The 18,430-nt window shown below is 70.6% G+C and carries 13 protein-coding genes; 8 read left to right on the forward strand and 5 right to left on the reverse strand.

Annotated features, from left to right (window positions below; all coding sequences use genetic code 11):
* The first annotated feature begins 1 nt into the window (after position 1).
* Together murB and ACW5EG_RS08645 are read left to right on the forward strand one after the other, a co-directional pair.
* A complete protein-coding gene (gene murB / locus ACW5EG_RS08640; protein WP_457021265.1) occupies positions 2 to 1,042 on the forward strand; it encodes a UDP-N-acetylmuramate dehydrogenase in 1,041 nt (346 codons plus the stop codon).
* Positions 1,043 to 1,098: 56 nt separating this feature from the next.
* Complete coding sequence (locus tag ACW5EG_RS08645; protein WP_457021419.1) at positions 1,099 to 1,965, forward strand: DMT family transporter; 867 nt, start codon at positions 1,099 to 1,101, stop codon at positions 1,963 to 1,965.
* A gap of 12 nt (positions 1,966 to 1,977) precedes the next feature.
* Here ACW5EG_RS08645 and ACW5EG_RS08650 read toward each other — a convergent pair whose 3' ends face one another.
* Complete coding sequence (locus tag ACW5EG_RS08650) at positions 1,978 to 4,716, reverse strand: protein kinase domain-containing protein (protein WP_457021266.1); 2,739 nt, start codon at positions 4,714 to 4,716, stop codon at positions 1,978 to 1,980.
* Positions 4,717 to 4,811: 95 nt separating this feature from the next.
* Here ACW5EG_RS08650 and ACW5EG_RS08655 point away from each other — a divergent pair, with 95 nt between their 5' ends.
* Positions 4,812 to 5,708: a GGDEF domain-containing protein gene (locus ACW5EG_RS08655; RefSeq protein WP_457021267.1), complete on the forward strand. Its 897-nt coding sequence runs from the start codon at positions 4,812 to 4,814 to the stop codon at positions 5,706 to 5,708.
* Positions 5,709 to 5,823: 115 nt separating this feature from the next.
* Here ACW5EG_RS08655 and ACW5EG_RS08660 read toward each other — a convergent pair whose 3' ends face one another.
* The 3 genes from ACW5EG_RS08660 to ispG form a co-directional block, all read right to left on the reverse strand.
* Complete coding sequence (locus ACW5EG_RS08660; protein ID WP_457021268.1) at positions 5,824 to 9,177, reverse strand: S8 family serine peptidase; 3,354 nt, start codon at positions 9,175 to 9,177, stop codon at positions 5,824 to 5,826.
* A gap of 255 nt (positions 9,178 to 9,432) precedes the next feature.
* The gene (locus tag ACW5EG_RS08665) at positions 9,433 to 10,122 is read right to left on the reverse strand and encodes a phosphatase PAP2 family protein (protein ID WP_457019935.1); all 690 of its coding nucleotides are present in this window, start codon (positions 10,120 to 10,122) and stop codon (positions 9,433 to 9,435) included.
* Positions 10,115 to 11,398 (reverse strand): flavodoxin-dependent (E)-4-hydroxy-3-methylbut-2-enyl-diphosphate synthase, encoded by a 1,284-nt coding sequence (ispG, locus tag ACW5EG_RS08670; RefSeq protein WP_457019936.1) that lies wholly within the window; start codon positions 11,396 to 11,398, stop codon positions 10,115 to 10,117. The genes ACW5EG_RS08665 and ispG overlap by 8 nt, the downstream gene beginning before the upstream one ends.
* A 704-nt stretch (positions 11,399 to 12,102) precedes the next feature.
* Between ispG and ACW5EG_RS08675 the strand changes: the two genes are divergently transcribed.
* The 5 genes from ACW5EG_RS08675 (at position 12,103) to ACW5EG_RS08695 (ending at position 17,934) form a co-directional block, all read left to right on the forward strand.
* Entirely contained in the window at positions 12,103 to 12,399 is a 297-nt protein-coding gene (locus ACW5EG_RS08675) for a DUF2218 domain-containing protein (RefSeq protein ID WP_457019937.1), read from the forward strand.
* A gap of 36 nt (positions 12,400 to 12,435) precedes the next feature.
* Positions 12,436 to 13,794, forward strand: a complete 1,359-nt coding sequence (xseA, locus tag ACW5EG_RS08680) for an exodeoxyribonuclease VII large subunit (RefSeq protein ID WP_457019939.1) — start codon at positions 12,436 to 12,438, stop codon at positions 13,792 to 13,794.
* A gap of 182 nt (positions 13,795 to 13,976) precedes the next feature.
* A complete protein-coding gene (locus tag ACW5EG_RS08685; protein ID WP_457019941.1) occupies positions 13,977 to 15,629 on the forward strand; it encodes an acetolactate synthase large subunit in 1,653 nt (550 codons plus the stop codon).
* A 42-nt stretch (positions 15,630 to 15,671) separates the two neighbouring features.
* Complete coding sequence (locus ACW5EG_RS08690) at positions 15,672 to 17,144, forward strand: aldehyde dehydrogenase family protein (protein ID WP_457019942.1); 1,473 nt, start codon at positions 15,672 to 15,674, stop codon at positions 17,142 to 17,144.
* A gap of 10 nt (positions 17,145 to 17,154) precedes the next feature.
* Complete coding sequence (locus ACW5EG_RS08695; protein WP_457019943.1) at positions 17,155 to 17,934, forward strand: NRDE family protein; 780 nt, start codon at positions 17,155 to 17,157, stop codon at positions 17,932 to 17,934.
* A 9-nt stretch (positions 17,935 to 17,943) separates the two neighbouring features.
* Here the strand turns inward: ACW5EG_RS08695 and ACW5EG_RS08700 are convergent, their stop codons facing one another.
* Positions 17,944 to 18,429: a hypothetical protein gene (locus tag ACW5EG_RS08700; RefSeq protein WP_457019944.1), complete on the reverse strand. Its 486-nt coding sequence runs from the start codon at positions 18,427 to 18,429 to the stop codon at positions 17,944 to 17,946.
* Position 18,430 lies beyond the last annotated feature (1 nt).

Here is an 18,430-nt window from a genome sequence, read left to right on the forward strand (position 1 = left end):
GATGAGTGCCGGCTACCGCATCCACCGGGACGCCGATCTACGCGCCCGCAACAGCTTCGGCGTCGCCGCGCGCGCGCCGCTGCTGGTCGAGGTCAAAGACGCCGCGGCGCTGCCGGAAGTATTCGCCCGCCATGTGCCGGCAGGAACCGCCCCGCTGCTGCTGGGCGGCGGCAGCAACCTGCTGTTTTCCGGCGACGCCGACGTGCCGGTGCTGGCGCTGCGTGGCGATGCGCTGCGCGTGCTGGACGATGACCGAACGCACGCCACCGTGCGCGCCGAAGCCGGCGCCAATTGGCACGGCCTGGTGCGCTGGACGCTCGACCAGGGCCTGTGCGGCCTGGAGAACCTGGCCCTGATCCCGGGCACCGTCGGCGCCGCGCCGATCCAGAACATCGGCGCCTACGGCGTGGAGGTGGCCGAATCGGTGCACGCGGTCGATGTTTTCAAACCGGCGAGCGGACGTTTCGCACGCCTGTCGCGCGCGGACTGCGCCTTCGCTTATCGCGACAGCCTGTTCAAGCGCGAAGCCGGGCGCTACGTGGTCACGGCCGTCGAATTCCGCCTGCCGCGTACCGCTGCCGTGCGCACCGGCTATGCGGGAATCCGCGACGAATTGGCCGCCGCCGGCATCGAATCGCCAACACCGCTGCAGGTGTTCGACGCGGTCTGCGCGATCCGCAGCCGCAAGCTTCCCGACCCGGCGGTGATCGGCAACGCCGGCAGCTTCTTCAAGAACCCGATCGTGCCGCGCGCGCAGGCCGAGGCACTCGCCGCCGCGCATCCACAGCTGCCGGTGTTTCCCGGTGCGGGCGCCGACAGCCACAAGCTGCCTGCGGCCTGGTTGATCGAGGCCTGCGGCTGGAAGGGCCAGCGCGATGGCGACGCCGGCGTATCCCCCGACCACGCCCTGGTGCTGGTCAACCACGGCACGGCGACCGGCGCGCAGCTGCTGGCGCTGGCCCGGCGCATCGCCGGGTCCGTGCATGCGCGCTTCGGCGTCGCGCTGGAGCCCGAGCCCCGCATCGTCGGCGCACGCTGGTGAACCTGCCGCGCCCGCGCTGGTGGCCCGAGTCGGTGTACGCGCGCGCCGCGCTGCTGATGCTGGGCAGCACGCTGTCGTTCGCGGTGATGGCGCTGACGATCCGTTTCGCCACGCGGACCATTCCGACCACCGAGATCGCCTTCTTCCGCAATCTGTTCGGCCTGGCGGCGCTGCTGCCGCTGATCATGCGCTGGGGCGATCCGTTTCCGCGCACCCGCCATCTGGGTCGCTACCTGGCGCGCGCCACGATCGGGCTGGGCGCGATGCTGTGCGGGTTCTGGGCGGTCGGCCACCTGCCGCTGGCGCAGGCGATCTCGCTGTCCTACGCCACGCCGCTGTTCGTCACCATTGGCGCGGCGATGTGGCTGGGCGAGCAGGTGCGCATCCGCCGCTGGATGGCGGTCGCGGCCGGTTTCGTGGGCGTGATCGTGATCCTGCGCCCCGGCACCGGATTCACGCCAGGGATGATGGTGGCCCTGGTGGGCGCGCTGTTCGCCGGCATCGTGGCGATCCAGATCAAGCAGCTCTCGCGCTTCGATTCACCCGACACCGTGGTGTTCTACACCTACCTGTTCTGGGTGCCGATGTCGCTGGTGCCGGCGCTGCTGCAGTGGGTGTGGCCCGAGCCGATGGCCTGGGTGTGGCTGCTGGCGACCGGCGTGATGGGCACCTTCGGCCAGCTGCTGTGGACGCGCGCGATCGCGCTCGGCGAGGTGTCGGCGCTGCAGCCGATCAGCTTCGTGCAGCTGCCGGTGCTGGTGCTGTTCGGCTGGTGGCTGTTCGGCGAGACCATCGACACGTGGACGCTGCTGGGCGGCGCGATCGTGCTGGGGGCCAACGGCTACATCGCGCACCGCGAAGCGATGCTGCTGCGCCGCGCGGCCACCCAGGCACCGATCGAGGCAGCCAAGCCCGCCGAGTGACGGGCGCCGCTGTCAGCGGCGTCGCGCGAGCCCGTCGACGTCCCCGGCCAACGCTTCGCCGATCGCCTCCTGCAGGCCCTGCAGGCGTGGATCCAGGGTGTGTGGATCCGTCGCCAACAGCGGATCGATCAGGCGCGCCTGCAGCGCGTCCGCCTCGGCCTTGCCGGAGGCACCGGTGTCGCGCAGCACGCCGATCAGCGTCCAGGCGGTGTCGATGATCTGGTGCGAGCCGGCGGGCAGGAACTGCTCGCGCAGCGCAAGCGCCGCGCGCAGCTGGTTGGCGGCGCCGGCCAGGTTACCGGCATCGCGCAATGCATGGCCCCAGGCCACCATGCCCAGCTGGTACTGCGGATGCTTGGTGCCAATCACGGCCAGCGCCCGCGGCATCGCCTCGGCGAACTGCGCCTGCGCGCGCTGCAGCTGGCCGGCCCGGGTGAGGGTCATGGCGTGGTTGAGCGCCACGAACAGCGTGTCGGGATGCTCCGGGCCGAGTAGCCGGGTGCGGGCCTGGAGCACCTGTTGCTCCAGCGGCAGCGCCCCCGCGAAATCGTCGAGCCGCGCGCGCAGGCTTGCCAGGTTGAGCAGGCCGCGCAGCGTCATCGGATGCTCCTCGCCAAGCACGCGCCGCCGCGCCTCGGCCACCGCTTCCGCTTCGCCGATGGCTTCCTCGGTATCGCCGCGGTCGCTGAGCATGTTGGCGAGGTTGCCGCGAGCGCCCAGCGTGTCCGGGTGCTCGCTGCCCAGCCGCCGACCCTGCACCGCCACCACAGTGCGCTGCAGCTCCACCGCCGGCACCAGGTCTCCCTGCATCGCCATGGCGGTCGCCAGCACGCTCATGCTCGCCACCGTATCGGCGTGCTCGTCGCCCAGCACGCGGCGCCGGACCGTGAGCGCGTCTTCGAGCAGTGCCCTGGCTTCCGGCAGGTCGCCCATGCGCGCCATCTGCATCGCCAGCCCGGACTTGACCTGCAGGACCAGCCGCTCCTCCGCTCCGCGCGTCGACTGCAGTCGTGCAAGCAGCGTCCGCCTCGCAGCAGCTGCGCCGGCCAGGTCGCCCTGCAGTCCCTGCACCTCCGACAGCTCGTATTCGATCAGCGCCCTCGTCTCGTCGTCGGCAGGCAGGTCCGCCGCGTCGGCGAGCGCGGATTCCAGCATCGTCCGTGCTTCGTCATAGCGCGAGAGCTGTCGCAATGCCTCGGCGCGGGCGCGACGCGCGCGCAGCGTGGCCGGATCGCGCGGACCCAGCGCCGACATCCGCCACTCCATCACGGCGGCCTGGGCGCGTTCGGCACCGGCGTACAGCCCGAGTGCATCGTGCACGCGTCCCGAGGCCTCGCGCAGATCGGCAGCCAGCGCCGGCTGGTCGGCGAAGTCGCGTTCGATCGCCTGCTCCGCGCGGGCCAGCACGCTGGTTTCCATCAGCGAACGCGCGAGGTCTGCCGTGCTCACCTTCGCCAGCACCTGCTCCACCGACCCGGCCATCTGCGGCGCGCTGCGCGCCACCTGCTGGCGCAGTTCCTGGCCCAGGCGCAGCCCCATGCCCTCGACGTCGATCTCCTCGAGCATCGACTGCTGGAAGGCGGCCACCCGCTCGAGCTGTCCGCTGCGTTGCTCAGCCAGCGTCCGTTGCGCACGCGCCTGCATCAGCCCGTGCAGCGACAGCGCCAGCCCGGCCACCAGCGCCAGCGTGGCCACGGCACTGGCGGCCAGCCCCGCGCGATGGCGGCGAGCGAACTTGCGCCACAGGTAGAGGCGCGAGGGCGGCACTGCCTGCAGCGGGCGTCCATCGAGGAAGCGCTGCAGGTCGTCGGCCAGCGCGGCGGCCGAGGCATAGCGATTCTCGCGCTCGTGCGCCATGGCGCGCGCCACCACCCAGTCCAGTTCGTCGCGCAACAGCTTCCGCATCGGACCCGGCTGCTGCCCTTGCGCCTGCGCCAGCCGCGCCCGCTCCGTCGCCGGCATGGCGTCGAGCTGGGCCGACGGCAGCCAGGTGGTGCGTGAGTGCGTCGTCAACGTCTCGCCGCGGACGTGGGGACGCTGGCCGGAGAGCAACTCGCACAGCACCACGCCGAGCGAGTAGACATCGCTGCGCGTGTCGAGCAGCGCCTGGTCGCCGCTGGCCTGTTCCGGGCTCATGTAGTCGGGCGTACCGGCGATCTCGCGGGTGCCGGCGCGCTCGGCCGCGGTGGCGATTCCGAAGTCGATGATCCTGGGGCGGGCGCGGCCCTCGCTGTCGTCGACCAGCAGGTTGCCCGGCTTGAGGTCGCGGTGGATCACGCCCTTCTGGTGCGCGTGCTGCACGCCTTCGCAGATCTCGATGAACAACTTCAGCCGCTGTGCCAGCGGCAGCGCGCGCGACTCGCAGAAGCTGGTGATCGGCTGCCCGTCGATGAACTCCATCGCGAAGAACGGATGGCCATCGGGCGTGGTGTCGGCGTCGTGGATCTGCGCGATTGCGGGATGGCGCATCTGCGCCAGCACCTGCCGCTCGATCTCGAAGTGCGCCTTGCGCCTGGCATCGAGCGCCTGCCCGCGCAGCAGCTTCAGCGCGACCGTCCTGCGCACCGGCTCAAGCTGCTCGGCGCGGTACACCTCGCCCATGCCGCCGCGGCCCAGCAACGAGTCGATCCGGTAGCGGCCCAGCCGGGTGCCGCGCGGCACGTCGCTGTCGCGCGCGACAGCCTCACCCGGCCGCGCCTGCGTGTGCAGAAGCTGGGTGCGATCGGGATCGTGGTCGGGCGGATTCGTCATGGGGCCCCCTGTTGGCCCATTGCGACGGGCATGGTAGCGGAAAGCCCCGCGCCGCCGCTGGCGGGTACACTGAATGGCCCCCTGCCAGCGCCACCATGTCCCGCCCCGACGACCCGGCCAACACCACCCAGCGCACCCTGCTCAGCACCGGGCCCGACCGGCCGCTGCCGCGTTCGGCGTGCCTGGTGGTGATCCTCGGCGAAGGGCTCGGCGCGCGCCTCGACATCGATGGCACGCCCGTGCTGGTTGGCCGCTCGCACGAGGCCGACCTGGTGATCGCGCACAAGAGTGTGTCGCGCGAACACTGCCGGATCTGGTTCGAACACGATGCCTTCCGCATCCGCGACCTGGGCGCGACCAATCCCACCCGGATCAACGACGTCGCAATCAACGAAACCACGCTGGCTGACGGCGACCACATCGTGGTCGGCGAGAGCCTGCTCAAGTTCATCAGCCAGACCAGCATCGAGGGGCACTACCACGAGGAGATCTACCAGCTCGCCACGCACGACGCGCTGACCGACCTCTACAACCGGCGCCACTTCATGGCGGTGCTGGACAAGGAGATCGCCCGCGCGCTGCGCCACGGCCGCGAGCTGGCGCTGTGCATCATCGACGTCGACCTGTTCAAGCCGGTCAACGACACCTTCGGCCATATCGCCGGCGACGAGGTGCTGCGGCGGATCGGCGCGGTGCTGCGCCAGCACGTGCGCAACGACGACATCGCCGCGCGCATCGGCGGCGAGGAGTTCGCGGTTTTGCTGCCCGAAGGCAGCGCGGGCGATGCCGTCGCCTTCGCCGAGCGGCTGCGCGAGGCCATCGCCGCCACCATCTTCTCTCCCGGCGGCACGCCCCGGCAGATCACGGTCAGCGTGGGCGTCGCCCCGCTCCGCTCACCGGACACCAGTCGCTCGCAGCTGCTTGCCGCCGCGGACGCCGCCCTCTACCGCGCCAAGCACGAAGGTCGCAACCGGGTGCATGCCAAGGGCTGATGCGATCCGTCCGCCTGCACCGTTTCGGCGTGGCCACGTATCCGACCCCGGCCTGCAAAGACGAAGGGCCGGTTGCCCGACCCTCCATCCTCGACTCACTGCGCATGTTGCTTTTTTACGGCGTCACCGTCAGGCGGATCGCGCCGGCGCGCTTGGGCGTGACCGGATCGTTGCTGCCCACGCAGTAGAACGCCTCGCGCACGCCTGCGGACAGGCCGGCCGCGCTCAACTGGATGGTCGAGGCGCGTGAGGCGCCGGCCGCCAGCGTCCCCATCGGCGGGCTGACCGCGCCCATCCACGGGGCCCCGCAGGCGACCTCGCCCACGACCCGCATCGACAGGCCTGGAGACGTGGTGTTCGCCGCCCAGACGCCAGCACCCGCGGTCGACACGTTGAGCCCGGCGAAACCGCCGCTGCCGAGCGTGGTCGAGGCATACCAGGCCCAGCGGTTGGCGAAGGTCGAGTTGGTGTGCACCAGCAGCCAGTAGCGGCCCGGCGCGAGGTCGACGGTGGCGCCGGCCGCGACCAGGTCCAGCGTGATCGCCGCACCGGTCGTGTCCACGCCAGGCGCGTTGACCGGGGCGGTCAGCGTCCAGGCTGCCGCGTCCGGCGAGCGCAGCGGATCGCCCGCCGGTACGCCACCGGCATCCGGGTAGATCGCCCAGGTCAACGTGGGCGAGATGGCGGTCAGCGCAGAACCGCTCACCACGAAGCCTTCCGCACGCAGCGAGAGGATCCGGGTGGACGCGGCGAGGCTGAAGTCGTCGGCGCTGAACTGCGCGGCGAACCCGGCCGCCGCGGGGTCGGCATAGCGCGTGGCGCGATAGCCGCTCGTCGCGTTCTGCCCCAGCGCGTTGGCGAGCGTCGCCAGGCCCGAGCCGCTGTTGTCGAAGCTGTACACCAGCGGCGAACCGCCCGCGTTCGCCACGGTGGTCGTGGCGCGACCGCTGCGCCCGGCCTGCAGTGCGGACCCGACCAGGTCGGGCAGCTGGATCACCGGCGGCGGCACCACCACCGCGATCGGCAGGTGCAGCGTCGGCGGCGGGTTGCGCGAGCCGGCAACCACCGGCGTGAGCACCAGTTGGCCGAAGTTCCAGCTGCCGTCGGCCGGCAGCGCGGTTCCGTCCACCACCACCCGCACCGACACCGAACCGCCTGCCGGCACCTTCAGGTTGGCCGGGGTCGCCCGTGCAGGCAGGCCTTCGACCTGCACCCGATAGCCCTGCGCGGTGGCGAGCGGGTTGCGGAAGGTCCGCACGAACACGCACTGCGGCGCGCAGTTGCGGCGGATCATGTTGGGCTGGTTGAGCGTGGCCGGATCGCCGCCGGTGGCGGGATTGGCCGCCTGGTAGCTGGCAGCGGTCTCGTGCATCACCAGGCCGGCCGCGACCGCGCGGTCCACCTGGATCCGCCCCGAGCCTGCGGCGTGCGGATCGGCCGGCGTGACGCCGTCCTCGAGCAGCACGCTCTGGCTGGCAGTCATCGCCAACGCCGACTTTATTTCCGGCGGCGTCCAGCCCGGACGCACCTGCCGGACCAGGCCCGCGGCACCGGCCTGGTGGGGCGAGGCCATCGAGGTGCCGTTGTACAGCGCCACGTCCTCTTCGAAGCCGGTGATGGTGGTCCCCGCCACCGCCGCCAGGATGCGCACGCCCGGGGCGGTCACATCCGGCTTGAGCAGGTCGAAGCTGCCGGCCGGTCCGCGCGAGCTGAACGCGCCGAGCGCATCGACCTGGTTGGTCAGCATGATCGCCGGATACGGGATGCCGGCGGTGACCGCCGGATTGGCCGCGGCAAAATTGCGCAGCGCGTCGGCATCCGCCTGCAGCATGCCAAAAGCCGGCACGGTGGTGCCAGGCACCGACGGGATGAGTGCACCGGCGGCGTTGTTGGCGACGACCACCGCCACCGCGCCGGCCGCAGCGGCATTGTCGACCTTGATGGTGAACGAGCAACTGCCGCGGCGCACGACCGCGATCGCGCCGGTAAAGGCGCCCTCCGGATACGCGGCGCAGGCGTCGTCGACCGAATCGATCCCCGGGCTCACCAGCAGCGGCGTGTCGCCGGGAATGGCGGCGTCCTGGCTCACGCCGTTGCTGCCGGGGTTCATCTCGATGGCGGCCAAGGCTTCGGGCACCGGTTGCGGGCCGGTCACTTCCAGCACCACCACGAAATCCCCGCGACCGTGCTGCGATGCCGCGGTGGACGACACCCAGGGCTCGACGTGTCCAAGCGTGTTCGGGGCCGGCCCGCTGTTGCCCGCCGAGGCCGCGATGTAGATGCCCGCCTCGACCGCATTGAGGAAGGCCTGCGACACCGCCTCGCTCCAGGGAGAGGCGCCGCCACCGATCGAATAATTGATCACGTCGACCACGCCATCTGCGATCGCCTGGTCCACCGCCGCCACTGCCGATACGTTCGGACACAGGCCCTGCCCGGTCGCGGTGTTGGTGTAGCAGATGTCGAAGGCGACGATGTTCGCGCGCGGCGCCACGCCGGAGATCCGGCGCGTGTTGCCCAGCACGTCGACGTCGCGGCGGTTGCCGGCCGCGGTCGAGGCGACGTGGCTGCCGTGGCCGTTGCTGTCGCCGAAGCCCGGCTCCTCGCGGATGTTGGCCGCGCCGCAGGTGTTGGCCGGTGCCGCGCAGACGAAGTCATAGCCGCCGACCAGTTTGTCGTTGCAGCGGCCTTCGTCGATGCCGCCTGCCGCACAGCTGCCCAGGTAGTTGCCGGCGCCGAGCGGGTTGACGTGCGCATGTCCGTCGATCGGATCGAGCGCATCGAACGAGGGGCTGCCGAAGTTGATCCCCGAATCGAGGATGCCGAAGACGACGCCTTCGCCCTGCTGGCCGGTGCCGCCGGCCGCGGTGCCGTTCCACACGGCGGGGGCGCCGATCAGCGCGGGGCCGGTGTCGGTGTCGTGCGGGTACTCGCGGTACTCATCGACCAGCAGCACCTCGGGCAGCGCGCGTACGCGCTCGGCTTCGGCCGGGCCCAGTTCGGCGACGACGCCGTTGATCGCGTGCTGGAAACGCTGCGACACCTGCGGCTGGCGCCCGATCGCCTGCGCCATGCCGCGTTCGATCTGGGCCTGGCGTCCCTGCAGGTAGCGCGCATATTCGCGCGCCTGCGGGCTGCGCATGTCCGGACGCGAGGTGCCGGTGGCGCTCGAACGCTTGGCCGGCGCCGCGGCGATCCCAGCGATCCCGCCGCGATAGGCGGCGACCGTCGGCTCGCGGAACATGATGATGTAGGTGCCGCGTGCCGATGCGTCTTCGCGGCCGCTTGCTGCCGCTACGCCGGCTGTTGTCGACGAGGTGGCGACCGTCGCCGCCGCCGTCTGTGGCTGCATCGCCGCCAGCCATGCGCGGCCGGCGCTGCGTCCTTCCCCCGTCGTGACCGCGGCCAGTACTGCCCCGCCCGCCACACACAGTCCAACGACAAGCCCCCAACGTGTCCTGCTGTCCATGCCCACCTCCGGATCGTCGATACTCCGCGGAAATCGACGACCGGCCCGCCAAACCGCCCGGACCAACCGCCGAAGCTATTGCGAAGAACCCAGGGGCGCATGCGTGTCGGGACATCCGGTGACCCGGATATCGCCTTCACAACCGCCCCTGTCCGATTGCGCATCCCTGTGCCCAACGGCCGCACTCTACGCCTGCCAGTGCCGCGCGCAAGACCGGGTCGCATCCCGTGCGGACAATCGCCGGGGACGGCGTGTTCAGCCGCTGTTTGCGCCCGCGGCAATGCGGCGGTGCAGCAGCAGGTACGCGCCCACCGTCCACAGCGCCGCCGCAGACCAGCCGGCCAGGATGTCGGAGGGGTAATGCACGCCCAGGTACACGCGCGACAGCCCGACCATGGGCACGAACACCGCCATCGCCGTGACCACCCACCAGCGCAGGCGCGTCGGCCAGGCCAGCAGCACCAGTACCAGGGCGAGGGTCATCGACCCCATCGCGTGGCCGCTGGGGAAACTGTAGGTGGCCTCGGGCGAGATCGACTCCCACAGCGCCGGCCGGTCGCGCGAGAACAGGCGCTTGGTCGCCAAGTTCAGCAGCGCCGAGCCGCCGGTGGCCACCGCGGCGAACAGGCCATCGCGCCAGCGACGCAGCGCAAGCAGCACTACAACCAGAACGATATCGACCGGCACCACGCCCCAGGCGTATCCGATCTTCGAGAAGAACAGGAACACCCGGTCGAATCCCTCGCTGGCGATGGCCTGCGCGAACAGCAGGACCGGCTCGTCGAACGGAATCGCCTCGGCCTCGTGGACCTCGTCGGCCAACTCCAGGAAGGCCCACATCGGCAGCAGCATGCCGGCGAACAGCAGCGCAAGTCGCCAGCCATGGCGACGCACGAAGCCGCCGCAGGCGTCGACCGCGCCGCGGCGCCAGCTGGCCTCAGGCATCCGCGCCCCGGCCCCAGGTGCGATCGACGTAGTCGTCGACCAGGGCCACGAACTCGCGCGCGATGTGCTCGCCGCGCAGGGTCAGCGCCTTCTCACCGTCGATGAACACCGGCGCGGACGGCGCCTCGCCGGTGCCGGGCAGCGAGATGCCGATGTTGGCGTGGCGCGATTCGCCCGGTCCGTTGACCACGCAGCCCATCACCGCCAGGGTCATGTTCTCCGCGCCCGGCCGGGTGATCTTCCACTCCGGCATCTTCGCGCGCACGTGTTCCTGCACCACCTGCGCCAGTTCCTGGAAGAACTCGCTGGTGGTGCGGCCACAGCCCGGGCAGGCGGTGACCATCGGCGTAAACGCGCGCAGGCCCATGGTCTGCAGCAGTTCCTGCGCGACCACCACTTCGTTGGTGCGCGGCGCGCCTGGCTCGGGCGTGAGCGAGATGCGGATCGTGTCGCCGATGCCTTCCTGCAGCAGCACGCCCAGCGCGGCACAGGAGGCAACGATGCCCTTCGAGCCGATGCCTGCCTCGGTCAGTCCCAGGTGCAGGGCGAAGTCGCTGCGGCGCGCGAGGTCGCGGTACACGGCGATCAGTTCCTGCACGCCGCTGACCTTGGCGCTGAGCACGATGCGGTCGCGGCCCAGGCCAAGTTCCACTGCACGCTCGGCCGAGTCCACCGCCGAGCGGATCAGCGCCTCGCGCAGCACGCGCCCGGCGTCCCAGGGCTCGGCGCGCAGCGCGTTCTCGTCCATCAAGGTGGCCGCCAGCGACTGGTCCAGCGAACCCCAGTTGGCGCCGATGCGCACCGGCTTGCCGTAGCGGATGGCGAACTCGATCAGCTGCGCGAACTGGGTGTCGCGCTTCCTGCCGAAACCGACGTTGCCCGGATTGATCCGGTACTTGGCCAGGGCTTCGGCGCAGGCGGGCTCGCGCTCGAGCAACTGGTGGCCGTTGTAGTGGAAGTCGCCGATGATCGGCACCTCGATGCCCTGCATCGCCAGGCGCTCGACGATGCGCGGCACCGCCGCGGCCGATTCGGGATTGTTGACGGTGATGCGCACCAGCTCCGAACCCGCGCGCCACAGTTCGGCGACCTGCTTCGCGGTCGAGGCCACATCTGCCGTGTCGGTATTGGTCATCGACTGCACCACCACCGGCGCCTGCCCGCCCAGCGTGACGCCGCCGACGCGCACCTGCTGCGTATGCCGTCGCGACAGCGTCCCGAAGGGTGCGGCCGGATCGGCGTGGCAGGGCGGCAACGACTGGGGCTGGGCGGACATGCGCGCATTTTAGCCGCGAACCGGTGACCGCCGCCTGTCGCGATGCGGGCGCGGCACGGGCCGGCAACGCTCCGTTGCGGCCATGGCGGCTCCGGTGGGCGGTGCCGCCCCCACATTGAAAAGGTTCTTTTCCCAAAGTGGAAGATTTCCGGAAGTCCCGCGCGGGCTTCGAATTGATGCCGCGCCCTGTCGACCGGGGATCGCTTTTCGCTCGGTCAGGGCATCGTGCCCTGACTCGCGCGCAAAACATCCATGTTTTGCTTTCCACGACCCCCGGTCGCCAGGGCACGGCTCATTGCGACTGGCGCTGCGATGCTTCGATGGCGAGCTTTTTCGAAGCCACGCCAGTGACTGGGCGATGGTCGCTCCGGGGCGGGGGATTGCGGAGAGCAGCGCATGGATGCGCTGCGGCGGCGAGTCAGCCATGGGTGAGTGCGGACAGCTCGCGCGGCACTGCCGCGCGTCCGCACGAACGCCCGGCGCGCTGCGCCGGGCCGGACCGCGCAACGGGCTGACCGAGCCGGGGAGCAACCCCCGGCCCGGGACGACCCCCGGCCGCAGGCCTGATCCAGCCCACCCGGGCCGACTCCAGCTCGAATGGGAAAAGAACTCATTGAAAGACCCCGGCCCCGCCGTGCCCGCCCGGTCAACGGCACGGTCGGGGCGCCAGAACAGCTCCAGCCCTCCTCCCCGCGGGCCCACAGATGCCCATCTCATCCTCCGCCACCATCGCCACGCCAGAAGCGACCCACCTCATCAAGCGCCTGTGCACGCACTGGGCGCACAAGTTCGAAGTCGCGTTTGATGCCGACAGCGGCTTCGTCCCCTTCGACCCGACCACCAGCGCGCGCATGCGGGCCGAAGCCGACCGGCTGGACGTCTCCGTCGAGGCTGCCGACGACGCAAGGCTCCAGCGCTACCAGGAGGTGGTGGCCAGCCACCTGCAGCGCATGGCGCGGGTCGGCGAACTTTCGATCCAGTGGCAGGCCGACGCGCCGTGATGGGCTGGGCGCATCGGCACGGCTATCCTGCCGGGCATGAATGACGCGATCACCGGCGAGATCCTCAGCCCCAGCCAGCTCAACACGCTGGCGCGCAGCCTGCTGGAGGACACCTTCCCGCTGGTGCTGGTCGAGGGCGAGCTGGGCAACGTCTCGCGCCCCTCCTCGGGCCATCTGTACTTCACGCTGAAAGATGCCCGCGCGCAGGTGCGCTGCGCGCTGTTCAAGCCCAAGAGCCAGCGCCTGGCGTTCCTGCCGCGCGAAGGCATGAAGGTGCTGGCCCGCGGTCGGCTGACCCTCTACGAAGCGCGCGGCGACTACCAGCTGATCCTGGATTCGCTGGAGGATGCCGGCGAAGGCGCGCTGCGCCGGGCCTTCGACCAGCTCAAGGCGCGCCTGCAGGCCGAGGGCCTGTTCGACGTCGAGCGCAAGCGCCCCCTGCCCGCCTACGTGCGGCGCCTTGCGGTGATCACCTCGCCCTCCGGCGCGGCCGTGCGCGACGTGCTGAGCGTGCTGGCGCGGCGCTTTCCCCTGGTCGAGGTGGACATCCTGCCGGTGCCGGTGCAGGGCGAGGCGGCGGCCGCACAGATCACTTCGATGCTGCAGCGGGCCGCGGTCAGTGGGCGCCACGACGTGATCCTGCTGGCGCGCGGCGGCGGTTCGCTGGAAGATCTGTGGGCATTCAACGACGAAGCACTGGCGCGCGCGATCGCGGACTCGCCGGTGCCGGTGGTGTCGGCGGTCGGCCACGAAACCGACTTCAGTCTGTCCGATTTCGCCGCCGACCTGCGCGCGCCCACGCCGTCGGCCGCAGCCGAACTGCTGGTGCCCAGCCAGGTCGACCTCGGCCAGCGCCTGGCGGGCCTGCACCGGCGCGCCTCCGCGCTGCAGGCCAACCACCTGCGCCAGTTGGCGCAGCGCACCGATCGCGCGGCGCTGCGCTTGAATGCACAGCGCCCGCAGGCGCGGCTGCAGGCCTACGCACTACGCCGCGACGAAGCCCTGCGCCGCCTGCAGTCGGCATGGCAGCAGCGCCTGCTGACGCATGCCGCCAGCCTGCGACACGCCCGCGCGGTGCTGCAGGCCACGCGCCCGCAGCGCCGGCTGCAGTTGCTGCACCAGCAGCTGTCCGACGCGCAGCCACGCCTGCAGGCTGCCATCGCGCGGCGCCTGCAGCGCGATGCCCTGCAGCTGCGCGGACTGGCCCGGTCACTGGAGGCGGTGAGCCCGCTGGCAACCATCGCGCGGGGCTACAGCATCCTGCAGCGCGACGATGGGCAGGTGGTGCGTGGCACCACCGATGTAGCAACAGGCGATACGGTGTCGGCACGCGTGGCCGACGGGCGGCTGCGGCTGCGGGTGGAGGATGTGGAGGGTGGTTCGGGCGCCGGGTGACGCAAGGGTTCGCGGTTGAAGCCACTCCTGCGGGACGATGCCCCGTCCCCGCTCGTGGCGGGTAACGCGACGGTTCGCGGCTGAAGCCGCTCCTACAAGTGCGATACCACGTCCCCTGTAGGAGCGGCTTCAGCCGCGACAGGAACATCGCCGTAACGTTCTGCATGCGAGGGTGGCCCGCGATGACAAAAGCCTCCGATCTGTTTGTCCAGGCGCTGGAAGCCGAAGGCGTCGACCTTGTGTTCGGCATTCCCGGCGAGGAAACGCTGGCGCTGCTCGAATCGCTGCGCACCTCCAGCATCCGGCTGGTGCTGACCCGGCACGAGCAGGCCGCCGGCTTCATGGCCGCGACCTGGGGCCGACTGACCGGCAAGGCCGGCGTCTGCCTGGCCACCCTCGGCCCGGGCGCGACCAACCTTGTCACCGCTGCGGCCTATGCCCAGCTCGGCGCGATGCCGATGCTGATGGTCACCGGCCAGAAACCGATCCGCGACAGCCGCCAGGGACACTTCCAGATCGTCGACGTGGTCGACATGATGCAACCGCTGACCAAGTACACGCGCCAGCTGGTGTCGGCCGGCGGCATTCCGGCCAAGGTGCGCGAAGCGGTCCGGCTTGCGCAGGAGGAGCGCCCCGGCGCCACCCACCTGGAGCTGCCGCAGGACGTCGCCGACGAGGACACCGACGCGATCGTGCTGCCTGCCGTGCACACGCGTCGCCCGGTCGCCGAGGACAAGGCGCTCGACGTCGCGGCCGATGCAATCCGCAAGGCGCGTCATCCGCTGCTGATGATCGGCGCCGGCGCCAATCGCAAGACCACCTCGAAGATGCTGCATGCCTTCGTCGAGCGGCTCGGTATCCCGTTCTTCAGTACCCAGATGGGCAAGGGCGTGCTGGACGAAACCGGCCCACTGTGGCTCGGCACCGCCGCGCTTTCGGATGGTGACTTCGTACACCGCGCAATCGACGCCGCGGACTGCATCATCAACATCGGCCACGACGTGATCGAGAAGCCGCCCTTCTCCATGCACCGCGGCCGGCGCACGGTGATCCACGTCAACTACTTTCCGGCGGTGGTGGACCGGGTGTACTTCCCGCAGATCGAGGTGGTCGGCGACATCGCCAACTCGGTGTGGGAACTGGCGCAGCGCCTTGACCTGAAACCGCAGCCGCATTGGGAGTTCGCGTTCTTCGACCGCGTGCGCGACGCACTGTGCGCGAACATCGCCGGCCTCGCCGCGGACGCGCGCTTCCCGATGTCCGCGCCGCGGCTGGCGGCTGAACTCGCCGGCGCCCTGGATGCACAGGACATCACCTGCCTGGACAACGGCCTGTTCAAGCTCTGGTTCGCCCGCCACGCACGCTGCCGCCTGCCCAACACGCTGCTGCTCGACAACGCGCTGGCCACGATGGGAGCGGGCCTGCCCTCGGCGATCGCCGCGGCCATGGTGCATCCGACACGCAAGGTGGTGGCGGTGTGCGGCGACGGCGGATTCATGATGAATTCGCAGGAGCTGGAGACGGCGATGCGGCTGCAGATCGACCTGGTCGTGCTGGTCCTGCGCGACGACGCCTACGGCATGATCAAGTGGAAGCAGGCGCACGAGGGCTACGCGGAGTTTGGAATGGACTATGGCAACCCGGACTTCGTGCTCTACGCACAAAGCTACGGCGCGCGCGGCCACCGCGCCGGCTCGATCGACGACTTCCGCCGGCAGCTGCGCACCGCGCTGGACACGCCCGGCATCGACCTGATCGAGGTGCCGGTGGACTACAGCCGCGACGACGCGCTGCTCAACCGCGAGATCGGCGAACTGGCCGCCGCCGTCGAATAGGTTTGATTCCCCGTTTCAGACTTCCCCGCAAGGAACCCCGCAATGGCACGCAGCGGCAAGCAGCCCAAGGGCGGCGCAATCGCGAAGACCTATCCCGGCTACCTGGCCAACGCGCCGGTGCAGCCCAATACCGACCTCGAGGTGCTGGACAAGTACAGCGGCAAGGTCGCCACCCGCGTCGCGCTGGCCGACGCAGCCCTGATCGACAAGGCGATCGCCGCCGCATACGGCGCACGCGAGGCGATGGCCCGGTTCACGCCGGACCAGCGCCGCGACGTGCTCGAACACTGCATGCGCCGTTTCGACGAGCGCGCCGATGAACTCGCGCTGGCGCTGTGCATCGAGGCCGGCAAGCCGATCCGCGACGCGCGCGGCGAAGTCTCGCGCCTGGTCGACACCTTCCGCATCGCCGCCGGCGAAGCCACGCGGGTCGAAGGCGAAACCATCGAGCTGCAGATCTCCGAACGCACGCGCGGCTACCGTGGCATGGTCAAGCGGGTGCCGATCGGTGTGTGCAGCTTCATCACGCCGTTCAACTTCCCGCTCAACCTGGTCGCGCACAAGGTCGCGCCCGCGATCGCGGCCGGCTGCCCGTTCGTGCTCAAACCCGCGGCGAAAACCCCTGTCGGTGCGCTCATCATCGGCGAGGTGCTGGCCGAAACCGACCTGCCCAAGGGCGCATTCTCGATCCTCGCCTGCAGCAACGAGGATGCCGCCGCGCTGACGGAAGATGATCGCATCGCCCTGCTCAGCTTCACCGGTGGGCTGGTCGGCTGGGAACTCAAGGCGCGCGCCGGCCGCAAGAAGGTGACGCTGGAGTTGGGCGGCAATGCCGCCTGCATCGTCGACGCCGACCCGGGCGCATCGCTCGACCACATCGCCGATCGCCTGGTCACCGGCGCCTATTACCAGTCCGGACAGAGCTGCATCAGCGTGCAGCACATCCTGGTCCATCGCGACCTGTACGAGCCGCTGCGCAGGAAGCTCAAGGCACGCACGGCCGCGCTGGTGCAGGGTGATCCGCGCGACGAACAGACCTTCATCGGCCCTGTGATCGACGAGGCCGCGGCCAAGCGGATCGAGTCCTGGATCGAGGCGGCGCGCAAGGGCGGCGCGAAGCGCCTGGCTGGCGGCGCGCGCGAGGGCAACATGGTCCCGGCCACGCTGATGGAACAGGTGCCGACGGACAGCGACCTGTACCGGCAGGAGGTCTTCGGCCCGGTCGCCTGCCTGCAGCCGTTCGACGATTTCGATGCCGCGCTCGATACCGTCAACGCCAGTGCGTTCGGGCTGCAGAGCGGCGTGTTCACTGCCAGCCTGGCGCATGCGATGCGCGCCTGGGACAGGCTCGAGGTCGGCGGCGTGGTGGTCGGCGACGTGCCCAGCTTCCGCGTCGACAACATGCCCTACGGCGGCGTGAAGCAGTCGGGCCTCGGCCGCGAGGGCGTGAAGTACGCGATCGAGGACATGACCGAACCGCGCCTGCTCGTGATCCGCGACCCGCAGGCCGACTGACATGTGCCTGGTGGCCATCGCTTGGCGCGTGCACCCGCGCTGGCAGCTGGCGCTGATCGCCAATCGCGACGAGGCGCATGCGCGGCCGAGCGCACAAGCGGGCTTCGATCCGGATGCGCCCGATGTCTACGGCGGACGCGACCTGGCCCAGGGTGGCGGCTGGCTGCAGCTCTCCCGCGGCGGGCGCGTGGCCGCGGTGACCAACGTGCGTGCGGGACGGGGCGCGGAGACGGCGCCACGATCGCGCGGCTGGCTGGTGCGGGATTTCGTGCGCGGACACGCGGATGCAGGCGACTTCACTGCCGCCCTGGGCGCGCAGGCCGCCGACTACGGCCGCTTCAACCTGCTGGTGCACGACGGCGCGCAGCTGGTCTGTGCCAGCAATCATCCCGCCTTCTCAGCACGGACCGTGGCGCCCGGCATGCACGCGATGTCGAACGGCGGCTTCGACGCGCCCTGGCCCAAGGGTGTGTTCGCGACCCGCGCACTGCAGGCGTGGCTGGAGTCGCCGCTGGCCAATACCGCGGTGCCCCGCGCGGACACCATCGAACCACTGTTCACCGCCCTGCGCGACACCACCCGCGCACCCGACCAGTCACTGCCCGACACGGGCGTCGGAATCGAGCTGGAGCGCATGCTGTCATCGCCCTTCGTGCTCGACCCGACATACGGCACGCGCTGCAGCAGCGTGGTACTGGCCAGCGCCGGGGAACTGCTGTTCGCCGAACGCCGCTACGGCGCGGACGGTGCCGCACTGGGCACATCGATCGAGCGGCTGCCGCGCGCTTAGGCTCCGGCGCTACGGCGCAAGCGCAGACGCCTCCACGCAGGCCACCGGCGCATCGTTCTCCAACCGCTGCTGCCAGCCGTTCTCGTCGCGCCAGGCGATCGTGCCGCTGATGCAGGCTTCCGGCGCGCCATCGCGCCTGGCGACGATTGCGCCGGGCAGGGACGGTACGGATGCGACTGCGTCCTCGTCCTCATGCAGCACGGGAGATGCCGCGCCCGGGGCATGGGGTGCCGGCACGACCGCCTCAGGCGGCGCAGGTGCCGCCGCTGCCGCGTCCACCTCTGCACGCGCTGAATCTGCGGCTTCGACCGGTGCCCCGACTTCACCTTCCGCACTGCCCGGTGATGCAGCCACCGGGTTGGCATCGTCATTGCCGGACACGCCATCGATTCCGCGCAGGATCAGCCCGGCCACGACTCCACCGACAAGCACCGCCAGCGCTACCGGCAGGAAGAACGACCAGGGCGCCATACCAGGGGTTCGGCCATCGCGCATG

The sequence above is a fragment of the Luteimonas sp. A611 genome (genome assembly GCF_054072715.1).